8 protein-coding genes and 3 pseudogenes are annotated in these 12,860 nt (G+C 56.4%); 1 reads left to right on the top strand and 10 read right to left on the bottom strand.

Features of this window, described 5'->3' with window-relative positions; all coding sequences use genetic code 11:
- Positions 1-199 precede the first annotated feature (199 nt).
- The 10 genes and pseudogenes from ACZ9DP_RS13945 to ACZ9DP_RS13990 all read right to left on the bottom strand — a co-directional run bounded on the left by ACZ9DP_RS13945 (position 200) and on the right by ACZ9DP_RS13990 (position 10,814).
- On the bottom strand, positions 200-1,318 hold the full coding sequence (locus ACZ9DP_RS13945) for a pyridoxal phosphate-dependent aminotransferase (RefSeq protein ID WP_476202490.1): 1,119 nt from the start codon (positions 1,316-1,318) through the stop codon (positions 200-202).
- A gap of 185 nt (positions 1,319-1,503) precedes the next feature.
- Positions 1,504-3,396, bottom strand: coding sequence for a bifunctional sulfate adenylyltransferase/adenylyl-sulfate kinase NodQ (nodQ, locus tag ACZ9DP_RS13950; protein WP_476202492.1), 1,893 nt, complete (start codon positions 3,394-3,396; stop codon positions 1,504-1,506).
- Complete coding sequence (cysD, locus tag ACZ9DP_RS13955) at positions 3,396-4,295, bottom strand: sulfate adenylyltransferase subunit CysD (RefSeq protein WP_476202493.1); 900 nt, start codon at positions 4,293-4,295, stop codon at positions 3,396-3,398. The genes nodQ and cysD overlap by 1 nt, the downstream gene beginning before the upstream one ends.
- A 77-nt stretch (positions 4,296-4,372) precedes the next feature.
- Positions 4,373-4,567, bottom strand: a pseudogene (locus ACZ9DP_RS13960) (ATP-binding cassette domain-containing protein); the annotation flags it as partial.
- 4 nt (positions 4,568-4,571) lie between these two features.
- The gene (gene nodU / locus ACZ9DP_RS13965; protein WP_476202494.1) at positions 4,572-6,281 is read right to left on the bottom strand and encodes a nodulation protein NodU; all 1,710 of its coding nucleotides are present in this window, start codon (positions 6,279-6,281) and stop codon (positions 4,572-4,574) included.
- Positions 6,282-6,314: 33 nt separating this feature from the next.
- Positions 6,315-7,032, bottom strand: a pseudogene (gene nodS / locus ACZ9DP_RS13970) (nodulation methyltransferase NodS).
- On the bottom strand, positions 6,986-8,308 hold the full coding sequence (gene nodC, locus ACZ9DP_RS13975) for a chitooligosaccharide synthase NodC (protein WP_476202496.1): 1,323 nt from the start codon (positions 8,306-8,308) through the stop codon (positions 6,986-6,988). Before nodC ends, nodS begins: the two are co-directional and overlap by 47 nt.
- 12 nt (positions 8,309-8,320) lie before the next feature.
- Positions 8,321-8,980: a chitooligosaccharide deacetylase NodB gene (gene nodB, locus ACZ9DP_RS13980; RefSeq protein ID WP_476202498.1), complete on the bottom strand. Its 660-nt coding sequence runs from the start codon at positions 8,978-8,980 to the stop codon at positions 8,321-8,323.
- Positions 8,977-9,565, bottom strand: a pseudogene (locus ACZ9DP_RS13985) (NodA family N-acyltransferase). Before ACZ9DP_RS13985 ends, nodB begins: the two are co-directional and overlap by 4 nt.
- 595 nt (positions 9,566-10,160) lie before the next feature.
- Positions 10,161-10,814: a helix-turn-helix domain-containing protein gene (locus tag ACZ9DP_RS13990; protein ID WP_476202499.1), complete on the bottom strand. Its 654-nt coding sequence runs from the start codon at positions 10,812-10,814 to the stop codon at positions 10,161-10,163.
- 777 nt (positions 10,815-11,591) lie between these two features.
- Here ACZ9DP_RS13990 and ACZ9DP_RS13995 point away from each other — a divergent pair.
- Positions 11,592-12,047: a protein psiB gene (locus ACZ9DP_RS13995; protein ID WP_476202500.1), complete on the top strand. Its 456-nt coding sequence runs from the start codon at positions 11,592-11,594 to the stop codon at positions 12,045-12,047.
- Positions 12,048-12,860 lie beyond the last annotated feature (813 nt).

The raw sequence follows: 12,860 nt of genomic DNA on the forward strand, positions 1-12,860 counted from the left end.
TCCAATGTTTGACTAAAAATCTAGATCCAGGCGATCAAACAGGTTGGTTTCGGCCATGGTTTTCCACGTGAGCGCCTCCAAATGGTGCATCGGGGACAACCAGTCCCAGACACGGTTGCGTCGACCTCGTGCTGTTTGAAAATCTCAGTTCTCTCAATATCGTCTTGGCTGTTTAACGTGTCTGCGTGACAAGCAAGGATTAACGGTGCTTAACCGGCAAACTCTGCTTCTTCAGGCTTTCAGAAATGTCACTGGCGGCTGAAAGGAATGCATCCATTTGCGTTTTTGTACCGATGCTGACGCGGATATAATTTTCCAAGCCGTCATCGGGAAAGACCGCCACAAGTATCTTTTGCCTTTCCAACGATGCTTGCCACCAAGTGCCGCCTTGTCCCGGTGGTACACGCGCAAGCAAAAAATTTGTGTGGGAAGGGATCACAGAAAATCCGAATTGAGACAGGGCAATGGTTGCTCGCTGTCTTTCATGCTTGATATGTCTGTGGTTCTCGTCGTAGGCGGCGCGGTGCGAAAGGATGCTAATGCCTACCGCATGGCCGATCAGGTTCATGTTGAAGACGTTTTGGAGGTTGCGTAGCCTCCCGATGAGTTCAGGATGACCGAAGCCGAAACCAACGCGAATGCCGGCGGCGGCATAGCTTTTCGAAAACGTTCTTAAGACTAGAAGGTTCGAATGGCGATTGATAAGGCGCAGAGCATCATCGGGTGCAAAATCGACATACGCCTCATCCACCACTATCAATCGGTCCGATTGCGCGGCTAGGCTATCGATAGCGGCGACCGGAACAAATGTTCCGGTCGGATTGTTCGGATTAGCCAGCAGGATGAACTTTGCATCTTTTGCGGGACCGAGAAGCAATTGCTCGATTGGCAACGAATAATATCTGCCCCATCCGATTTCGAGAAATCGAGCACCCTGCAGCATGGCAAGTTTGTGGTTGAACGAAAAACCTGGCGACATCATCGCCACGCTGTCGCCCGGAGCTAGGAAAGCTCTGTAGATGAGCCCCAGCAGCTCAGACGAGCCGTTGCCAGCGATCACCTGATCCTTGGAGAGGCCATAGGCATTGGCGGCTGCGTCTCGCAAGCTGAGATTGTCATCTTCGGGATACAGATAATGCCGTTCGAGGGCCGCAAGCGCACTTTGCATCACCATCATCGGCAACGGAAATGGATTCTCGTTCGTGTTTAGTTTAACGCAATGAGCATCCGGCCCCGGTTGATTGGACGGCATCGCATTTAACTGTCTCGCCACCTGCGAAAGAGCCGAAAGCACGCCTTGCAGTTTTGCATCAGACATATCTTTTCTCCGTTTCAGTTAGCCGACCCGTGAGCACGTGATCGGCTGTGTCCTGCTGAAGCCAATATGGCTTCGGACGTTCGTGCCGCCCGAGTGGGGCAGCAATGATCATCCCGTCGTTAGATAGCCAAGGACCGCCGTGGCCGCCTGAAGCCGCAAAATGCTCAAGCCTTCGCATTAACGCGTCATTTCTGCTCCATTCGCCGCTCGAGGAACTGTTCGATCTCAAGCGCTAGCGCCGCGGGCTCGTGGCCAATTGTTTCGAGATGCAGCTCAGGGCTCTCAGGAATCTCATAAGGCGAGGAAACGCCGGTGAAGTTCGCGATCTTGCCCGCGAACGCCTTCTCGTAGAGGCCCTTCGGGTCACGCCGCGCGCACTCGTCGAGCGGTGTATCGACGAAGATCTCGATGAACTCGTCCTCCTCCATCAATGCGCGCGCCATGCGCCGCTGGTCGCGGAACGGCGAAATTAAGGAGACCAGAACGATCAGGCCGGCGTCAGCCATGAGTTTGGCAACCTCTGCCACCCGGCGGATATTCTCGACGCGATCGGCTTCGGTGAAGCCAAGGTCCCGGTTCAGTCCGTGGCGCACATTGTCGCCGTCGAGCATATAGGTGTGCTTGCCTCTTGCGTGCAGAATCCGGTCGAGCGTATTGGCGATCGTCGACTTGCCGGACCCCGAAAGCCCGGTAAACCAAAGCACGGCAGGACGCTGGTTCTTCATCGCGCTGCGCGCGCCCTTGTTCACGTCGGTGGCCTGCCAATGCACATTGTCGGCGCGCCGGAGCGGGAAGTCGATCATGCCGGCGCCGACCGTCGCGTTGGTCGCCCGGTCGACGAAGATGAAATTGCCGGTCGCCCTGTTGTCCTTATAGGCGTCGAAGGCGATCGGCGCCTGTGTCGAGATGTTGAAGACGCCGACCTCGTTCATCTGCAAGGATTTCGCCGCCTCTCGGGCAAAGCTGTTGATATTCACCTGGTGCTTCAGCGCCGTGACCGTTGCGCTGACGCTGTCCGTTTCCGTCCGCAGGATATAACTTTGCCCGGGAAGCATGGGATTGGCGTCGAACCAGATGACGTGTGCCTGGAACTGATCGGCCACAAACGGTCTCGATGAGGGTGCCACCAGCATGTTTCCGCGCGAGGCATCGACCTCGTCCGAAAGGACGAGTGTCACGGCCTCGCCCTCGGCCGCGGCGGCCAAACTCCCGTCGAAAGTCACGATCGCCTTGACTGACGAACGCTGCCCGGAGTTTGCAACAACGACCGGATCCCCGACCGAGATCCTGCCCGAAGCGATCTGCCCGGCATACCCGCGGAAATCCGCATTGGGCCGCATCGCCAGTTGAACCGGAAAGCGGAACGGCTTCTCCTCTACGGGCGGGTCGAGTTCCACCGTTTCGAGGTATTCGAGAAGTGCTGGCCCAGTGTACCAGGGTGTCTTCTGTGATGCCGAAATGACGTTGTCGCCGAACCGCGCGGAGATCGGGATGGGCTGGATGCCGGTAAAGCCCAGTTCCTTGGCAAAGACCATGTAGTCGGCGACGATCCCATCGAATACTAACTGCCGGAAGTCGACGAGATCGATCTTGTTGACCGCCAGCACGACATGGCGGATGCCGAGCATCGAAGCAATGTAGGAATGGCGCCGCGTCTGCTGGAGGATGCCCTGGCGACTGTCGATCAAGATTATAGCCAGGTCCGCCGTCGAGGCGCCGGTCACCATGTTGCGCGTATATTCCTCATGGCCGGGAGTGTCGGCGACGATGAACTTTCGCTTCGACGTGGCGAAGTAACGATAGGCGACGTCGATGGTGATGCGCTGTTCACGCTCCGCCTCGAGCCCATCGAGAAGCAGGGCCAGGTCGATCTCCTTCCCGTTGGCGGCACCGATGCGCCCGAGATTTGCCAGCTGATCCTCGAAGATCAGCTTCGCGTCGTAAAGCAAGCGTCCGATCAGCGTCGATTTGCCGTCGTCGACCGAGCCACACGTGATGAACCTCAGGATCGACTTTTTGTCGTGCTCGGTCAGATGTGCCTCGATGTCATGCGGCGGCATAGTTTGAAGATACGACATCAGAAGTACCCCTCCCGCTTCTTTTTCTCCATCGCCCCGACTTCGTCCGAGTCGATCAGGCGGCTTTGCCGTTCCGACGTGCGCATCGTCAGCATTTCCCGCAGTATGTCCGGAACCGTGGCAGCCTCCGATTCAACCGCGCCGGTCAGCGGATAGCAGCCGAGCGTGCGGAAACGCACCAGGCGCTCCGCGACCTCTTCTCCAGGCTGGATCGGCATGCGGTCGTCATCGACCATGATCAGTACGCCGTCGCGCCGCACCACCGGCCGGCGCGCCGCGAAATAGAGCGGCACGATCGGAATGTTCTCGCGCAGGATATATTGCCAGATGTCGAACTCGGTCCAGTTGGAGAGCGGGAAGACCCGCATCGTCTCGCCTTGGCCGACGCGCGTGTTATAGGTCTTCCACATCTCGGGACGCTGACGCTTCGGGTCCCAGCCGTGCTGGGCGCTGCGGATCGAGAAGACGCGCTCCTTGGCCCGCGACTTCTCCTCGTCGCGCCGCGCTCCGGCGAGCGCTGCGTCAAAACCGTATTTCTCCAGCGCCTGCCTGAGCGCCGTCGTCTTCATGACGTGTGTGTGGACGTTGGACCCGTGGGTGATTGGCCCAATTCCCTGATCGATCCCATCCTGATTGACCTGCACCAGAAGGTCGAACCCGAGTTCGCGTGCCATCCGGTGACGGAACTTGATCATCTCCCGGAACTTCCATTTGGTGTCAACGTGCAGGAAGGGAAAAGGTGGTTTGGCCGGGTAGAACGCCTTCATCGCCAGATGAAGCAAAACCGATGAGTCCTTGCCGATGGAATAAAGCACAACCGGGTTGGAAAACGTTGCAACGACTTCTCGAAGCACATGAATTGCTTCCGCTTCAAGACGTTGGAGGTTGCCAAGCGACATATTGATTTTCCCTTTAAGACTAATGCGTCATCAATCTCGAAGAACCTCGCATAAGGTCCGCCTGCGAAGTGGCGCCGCAACTCCGTAATCTCCCCCGCATCAGGCGATGTCATGCCGAGGACCATATGCGCAATCGTGCTTTTGCCCTGGCCGTTCGGTCCGAGCAGGCCGAAGCATTCCCCTACCGCGACGCGGAACGACAGCCCGTCGACAACTACCTTGTCCTCATATGTCTTGCTTACGCCGACAAGATCGATTGCTACCGTGGACATGCGTTCATCTTACCGTGAAGGTCGCGTCGTCTGACGATCGCTCAGTTACCTGCGTTTTCGTGAACAGCTGGCCGTCGCACCATATGTGTTCAACGCGTCCCCACTCGCAGGCTGCAGCTGCATCCGGGAAAAAGCCACGTCCATGGTAATTGGCACTCGTGTTGCAAAGCAGCGGAATGCCCGTGAGTTTTTCATATTCGACGAGTAGCTCGGCGACTTTGTGTTGAGAGCTTCTGGATATCGTTTGCAGTCGCGCAGATCCGTCGAGATGCACAACAGCGGGGATTTTGTCCTGCCATTCCATTCGCGTCTCGTGATCGAACAACATGTAGGGATCCGGCGTTCCGGGGCTGAATATTTCCGGCGCACGGTCCTCCAGGCATATGGGAGCCACCGAACGGAAGTGTTCGCGAAGTTTGACTTCGTTCAGAAAATCCTTCATTTCCGGCGAAGTCGCGGCTGCGAGAATGCTTCTGCCTCCTAACGCCCGTGGTCCAAGCTCGGCGCGCCCAGAAAGGAAAATTACGGGCTTGTTGCTGGCGAGGATACTGGCGAGTTCCGGCATACTGCACGGCGTGGCCTCCCATCCGCGCGGCACATGGCCACTTTGCATGACCGGGCCACTGTAGACCGACCATTCCAGCGGTACGAAGCCTTGCTGCGCCACCATTGCGCTGCAAGCGGCGCCGATTGCCGAGCCGCTGTCATTCGGAAAAGGCGGTACCCAGACGGAATCGAACAGGCCCGACCCCCGCAGTGCACTGTTCCATTTGATATTGAGGCCGCAGCCGCCGACTATGCACAAATTTCGCTGTCCTGGAAACGGATGGCGCTTCAAGGCAATTGTCATTTCGTGGACGAGGAGACGCTCAAGGAAGAGATGAAACGATGCCAGCACATCTTCGGGTGGCTTTTCCCCTAATCGGAGGACGCTGGCATCGAAGAAATCATGCACAGCCGCAAGCGTCGAATCTGCGCTGTTGATATCCGCGCGGTAACGACGGGCAGGCTCGGTGTTGGCCGCAAAGCGCTCCTCGTAGAGCTCCTGAAACACTGCCACGATGTCTTCATCAACCGACCCCAGTGCTATATAGGCCATCAGCTTGCCGGCGACACCTAGATCCCAGCCACCGCGGCTCGCCCGCTTATAAGGTCCGAAGTAATGGCCTGCGGCAGCGTAGGCTTGGCCTATCACCGGGAACAGGCATTCGAGGAACCGTGCGCCCCGGCCCTCCACATAATAGAGGCGCGGAAAGATGCAGCCATCCCACACCAAGCAGAACGCGGGTTGTCCGGCCGTCGCAAAGGGGCTGGTGCAGTATGCGGAGGCCACATGGCCCGTCACATGGGGATAGCTCTTATAAGGAAAAACCCGGTCATCGAGCAGCAAGCCGTAGCCGTCGAGGCAATCGAGAAGGCCCTCGGCATGGCGTTCAACATAAGGCGCCCCCTTGAGTGTTAAGGGAACCACTCCACTGAGAACCTGGAACTGCGACTCTTCCTCACCGTCCCAGCCGTCGATAACGAACTGATCAACATCGCACGCATTCAGACCGTGTTCCGCCAAAGCGGTGATGACAGCGTCGAGATTGTCGATGTTTTGATATCGCGGATTGTTGTCTCGCTTCTCCTGCTCAACGCAGAAGACCAGCCGTCCGTCTTCGATAAGGGCAATCGCCCCGTCATGGGTCAGGTTGATACCACAGATGCGCATAGTGTCTCCATGTCCAGTCGACAATTCGATTCATCAGGAACCGGAAACCGGATTCCGGAAACGGGTGAGCAAGCAGTCTTCGTTGACCGATTCACCCCGGCACTCAAGACGCTCTACCTCGATCAAGGTTTCGTTCAGCATGGAGATGACCGTCTCAGCACCGGCAGCGTGACCCCAGCGCCGGCAATTAGCATCGCGTGCCGATCCGAAAATCAGGTGCCCGCCTGGCGCAAGCAGCTGTACCAAGTTGCGGACGGCCGCGCGCATCTCGGCAATGTCTCCGACATAGTAGAGAACCTCCGCCACAACGATCAGGTCGAACAGCTCGCCAGGCGAAAACTGTCGTACGTCGGAGACTATCCAGCTGATGTGCGGCGGCTCCTTCATCCGTCGCCGTGTTCGAGCAATCGCTCGTGGCACGACGTCGATCACGGTAAGTCGCCGGCAATGGGGCGCTAGTTTCTCCGTGAATGCGCCGGCCGCGCACCCGACCTCAAGCGCGCTTGTGATAGAGCCTTGGGCAAGCGACAGCCGGAGCATTTGTGCGTGGCGCTCTCGCTCGAACGGATTGCCGTCGAGACGCCACGGATCGTTTGCGGTCAATTCCTGTTTCAACAGGTGATAATTCTCGTGAAGTTTCAAGTCGTGTACCTCGGTAACGCAAGTCTCACTCGTCGCTGCAAATGCGGTCATATGCCATCAATCTAGAAGCGTCCCGCGCAAGGATTGTGCCTGCGAAACGGAGCCGCATCTCCCGACGATTCTGTGGTGCCTGATCCAGCGGTCGGGTCATGGATGGGAGCCTGTTTTCCACCCTCATCTGAGGGGTTGACAGCAGAGCCGCGCGATAGCCAATCGCTATTGCTCAATGTACACAACGCATAGGCTTTCAACGGAAGTAAGAGAAAGATGTTGATGAGTGTGTGCAGAGAGAAGCCCAGAAATCGAAGTTGGCGAGCACGAAACGCCGCCACACTGCAGCGTATCGTGGTCATGGACACAATCATCAGCCCTGTCCACCAAGGCACGGTGGCTGTAAGTGCGACCTGTGCGAGCCCCATTAGTACCGATAGCGCAAGAAGCAGTGGTCCGACATTCTGCCCGACCACGTCCAAGGTGAGATAGCGATTGAGCCCCGGCAGTAGGCGCAGCCCAAGCAACGTGTCCCGGAACGTGCTCCGTGCCCAGCGGAGTTGTTGGCGCAGATACGGCCCCAGTCTGTTCGGAACGACTGTCGCCGCGACGGCGCTCGGAACGTATTCGGTTCGAAAGCCTGCTTTCAGCATAAGGATCGTGAGGTGGCGATCCTCACCGAAGTCGCTTGGCCTGCCCCGAAAAAATTGCGACTCGTACTGGTCAAGCAGCAAGAGGAGTGCGGACCGGCGGTACATAGCACATGGGCCGCAGCAGCACATCACGGCTCCGAAGCGAGCCTGTGCCGCACGCTCCTCGTTGCAAGCCAGCCAGTACTCCATATCGATTAAACTGGTCAACCAATTATCGCTGCGGTTGCTGGCGGTCAACTGACCCATGGCCGCGCCGACCACAGGATCTTGCATCTTCGGTACAAGCTTCATGATGACGTCAGACGCGAGTATCGTGTCCGAGTCGACGTTCAGCACCAAATCTCCAGAGGAGCGGCGTATCGCGGCGATCTGCGCCTTGCGCTTTCCAACGTTTTCGGGAAGCAGAATGATATTGAACCTACGGTCGCGCGCGTAGATGGCATGCACAGGTGTGATAGCGTCGCGGTTTCTGGAACCGTCATCAATCACATAGACCCGGAGTTCTCCGGCGTATTCCTGGGCTGCAATGGACGCTAGGCACTCTGAAAGCGTGCGCGGGTCCTCGTTGAAGCAGGGAATGATGACATCCACGCTCGGCAGTTGGCCGGAGTTGATCGGGACCTCCGGCGTTGACGAGTCGTTTGCCGGCACAGCGTACACGGCCTGCATGCTTTTATAAGCAGTCGAGAGCACCGCATAGAGCGAGATGGCGACAGTGCTGGTTGTGTCAAGCAGATTCATGGAATATCGCTTTCAATGATCTTGGGGAAGCGCGCGGATTACAAATCCGCGGTCACGCAATTCTGGAATGATACGGGACAGCGCCATGATGGTCTGATAGCGCAGACTGCGGCCGGCATCCGCTTGCAACTCGCTGGGAGGGCATCCGTCGTGCAAGAGAACGATTGCGCCCGGCCGGATAGAGTTGAGCACCTCATCGACAATGGCGTCGATGCCGGGACAAGACCAGTCTCGCGGGTCTACCGACCAATGGACGGCCGCTAGACCAGCGCTCGCAGCCGTAGTGAGCACCTCTTCGGTCCAGATCCCATACGGAGCGCGGATGTATCGCACTGAGGCTTGCGGGCAGGCGGTCCTGATGGCTCTGTCCGCCTCAAGTATTTCACGTCGTACTGCGCCGGACTCGCATTTGGACAGGTCCGGATGAGTCATCGTGTGGTTAGCGACATTGTGCCCTTCTGCAATCATTCGTTGGATCAGTTTCGGCTGGTCTGCCGCATAGGCGCCGATGACAAAGAAAGTCGCAGGGGCTCGGTGTTTCGCCAGCACATCGAGGACCTCCGGTGTGCAAAATGGATTGGGACCGTCGTCAAACGTCAAGTAAATGGCGCGCTCGCCGGTGCCGTCAGCGCACCCGCTGGGCACTTCCGATAAGCAATTGAGGTGCGTCATAGCTCTGGACCGTTCCGATCGATCATCGTACCGGTGGGCAAATCGCCGATCGACCGCCCAACTGGCAAGACGATGACAAGTGCGTCATCGATGCGCGTGGACGGCTTGCCGAGATGCGCCACTGGTAGGGTGGACCGCACGCGGATTCCCGACAAAATCGTCACCGGACCGTGACGGCCGAACTGCTCAACATGTTTCTGCATTGCGGGCCAAACTGTGCCGAAAGCGAATGGAACGGCGAGCTCCTGCAGTACTGAAAGCATGGCGTGGATTGAATGCCCGATTCCGAGTCCCTCGAGATCCGGACGCACCCGCACAGTCCAGCTCAGCCACTAATAGGTCGATCGCGCCAACCTTGATGGAACGGCGCAGTGCACCCGTATGAGCCGCGACACCGCTCGAGTCGTAGGCGATTGCGCGAAACTCAAGCCTGGCTCCGGCCCAACTTCGACTGCCTCCAAACGGCTTTCCATGAAAGGCGCCGGTTGGACCATAGGTCCTTCGAAAGAACTCGGCGAGTTCGACATGGTCGGCGAGCTCTAGCTCGTTTTCCCAGCACAGCCTCCACCGCACCTGAGGGCGCATGCAAAGACCTCCTTTTTCTTGCTGTAATCTTGAGGGACGCATCGTGCGATCGAAGCAACGGCTCGTTCGCTGCACGTCAGATACCGTCGCCAGGGATCGCGATACTAGCCAATCGGGATGGTAGAATGTTTTGGCGCCCTTCGCGTTAGAGATGATAAACGCTGTCAATACTTCCGACCTTCCTCAGTCGTCGTAAACTTGCACCGATGTACTCGTTACGTTCATCGACATACTTGTCAGGTTATCGACATTTTCCTAGTGCACCATCATGGGAGATCGGTAAAATTGATTGTTTGGATGGAATTCATCCACGCTATGGATATAAAAATATCCGTTTAAGGGCTTTTCCCAAACCTCCTCGTTGCGCTCGACCCGTTGATGATCGGGTGGCGGGACGCGCGCAGCATCATTTAAAGTCAGCCGGCCACGAGTGCGACCTTTGCTCGGTTACGCGCCTATTTGATGAGCTGTTAGGATGAATGGCCGAGAATTTATCCCAACGCCGCATCGGGAAGGCTCGCCTCGGCAGCTGCGACGGCGCGGAGCGCTTGGCCATGGTTTTCTGTTAAATCTTCATCAGGGACCGACGCACGTTCTATTTTTTGACGCCGTCAATCTGCTTCCCATTTGTGCCATCGACTGCAGTGGCGCATGAAGACGCGCTTGTCGCCGCACCAACGCCGCTATCGCGACAGGTCTCCTCTATGCGGCTTAGTAAGCTATAAACATCCCGTAAAATCTCTTCATCGAAGGCCCGCAACTTCTCGATCGTAGCCAACAGCAGAACCGCTTTGGTTTCAGTCTCGCCCCAAAGGTGGCGTGCTGCTGGCGCGATAATCTCTTCCGGAGTTGCATCCAAAACCTCACAGAGATGAATCAGTCGCCCCACCGTGAGACGGGAGACTTTATTTTCGTAGCGGCCGTAAACCTGCTCGCTGATACCAAGCAAGGGCGCGAGTTTCGAGCGAGGCAGCTTTCGCTTATCACGGGCTTCGCGAAGGCTGATGCTGATCAGTTTTTCCAGTTCGGCGCTAAGTGCAATCCGCCCGTCAAAAGGTTTTCGATAGACCGGCTTGCCTATGCCCGGATCATCGACTTGTTGCAAACCGAGTTCATTAATCCATTGCTTCAATGATGGTCCTGACATTGCTCCGACTGAGGTTAATGCTCCAGAGCTCTTTATACGGAAAGTAATGTGCTTGGAACCATTAATATCGCGATTCCGATCACGTTTGGCGCATTTCAACATGGCGGAACCCCATGTTTTTGCCATCGCACGTATAATTTTTTCTTAATTCTCAATGAGATAGAGGCCTACCGCACCGGAGTTGCTTCGTGCGCGGGTTAGCCAGTTGCGCCAAATTGGCTTCATTGCATTTGGTAGGCTTGATGAGGATCGTCGTTGCATTTCCTCGTCTCGCACCAGGCACGTCCTGTTTGACAGGCATGGTGGCCTTTTGCCCATGCGCGCGCATGGAGCCTTCTCGATTCACGGCCATCCACTGACGGCTGCGTGCATCGGCTGTTGGACGGCGATGCGCGCATAGGCCTGTTTCAGAATGACGACGGCCGGCGTGGCGATTGTCGATTGACGACAAAGGCGGCAGCCATGAAAGGCGGAGTTTTTCTAATCCAGTCCTCAAAGGATAGCGGATCTGTTATCTACCATGGATTGCATAGCAACTGAACGATATACCTTGACAGAAATAATAGCCCGAGCCCCTTTACAGAATTTGTGTTTACAAAGTTGGCGCAGTCCTGATGCAGCCTCGCTCCTGCTTTTGATGCGAAAGCTTCTGATTATCGTGTATTTTCAATGAGCTTAAAGATTATTTTCGCGAGGCATTGGCAAACCCAATCCCTACAGAGCTATCAAATTGGCGCACAAGACGTTTGCACAACCGGGTGAAATCAGCATATTGCGGCATGGCGTTGCTATGCAGGGTTGGTCACGCAATAAGTTGCTGAACCTCCCTTGTCACGCGTTAGAGGACGAGATCGCTTTAAGCAAATTGAGGGTCAGGACATGAAAAATATCGCATATGTATTGGAGTCGGAAACGGCACTCTTTCGAGCTGTTGAGCTTCAAATCGGCATCAGCTTTTCGCCAATCTATGATTTGGTTGGCAGTCCACTGATCGAGATGATCCGCTTTGACGATATGCACTCGCTGTTCTTAGATGAAGAAGCATTGCGAGATGGGCTCACCGCCTTCACAGTTTTTGATGGCTGCCTCAAACCTCTTGCCGGGAAAATCGTTCTTGTCGGAGGCGACGGAAGGGAGCCTTATCATTCCCCCCTGATAGCGATTGCAGACGCGGCGGCACGTTTCCAGTGTTGCCGACCTGTGCTCGACCCGGTTTTTGTGGAACCTGATGAGGTGGTGTCGAAGGGCCTCATTTTTCCGGGCGCATTTGCGGGCCTGCAATTCCGCATCGATCGTCGTCCCCCGCTACTTGAAAATCGCGGTTCGGGAAAATAAGGCCGTCGCCATTCGCCGGAACTTTCGCAGGCGTGGCGGCAAAGGATATGGGGACGAGATTTAACGGATATTAGTTACAAAGCGGCGATCCATTACTGAACTTTTCGCTGGTGCAACGGCTAAAACGGATTCGCGGAATGGGGCCGTGGGAAAGGGCGGGCATCGATTCGGGAGCTCGAAATGAAAGCCCTGCGTGCCCTCTCGCCGGATTATCCAACCGCGCTGGGCAGCGGAACCCAATGTGCGAATTGAGTTTGTCACGGGTCTTACTGTCGAAGCAAAAAAGCGCACGTGAATTTCGGACGTCGCTCGGCGAAGGCACGCAAGGAGAAGGCGAGCAGAGCCATCAAGCGGAGGCCGTTCCGTGCGCCAATGACGGGCCAATGCGTTCAAGCGATTCGTCACCCGTGCAGCCGATCATTGCCTGACTCGAAGAACTGACGCCAAGCAGACCGTCTACCACGTGGACCCGTGTCCCACCTGCTCAACCAACAAGTACGACAGGGGAACTTTGCTTTCCCAGGCGTCGATGGTCATTGACCTGAACCCCAGGCGTTCGAAGGCCCACGAAAACGCCGACACCTCATCAATAGTGCGAAGCAAAATGGATCGCGCGATTGCAATTTGCGTAAGCACCGTCCCTTCAAAATAATCATAAAAATTAGTGAGATATAAGGCTGCACAAGTCGAGTTTGCACCGCGCTGCAACCCATATTAGCACGCATCTTGCGCCAAATTGCTTTGTTGAGATATGCTTTTCTTGTATTCAACACAACGGTTCCGACGCATAAGTCGGGCTCGAAACGGAGATGA

Source organism: Rhizobium sp. USDA 4016 (assembly GCF_056279705.1).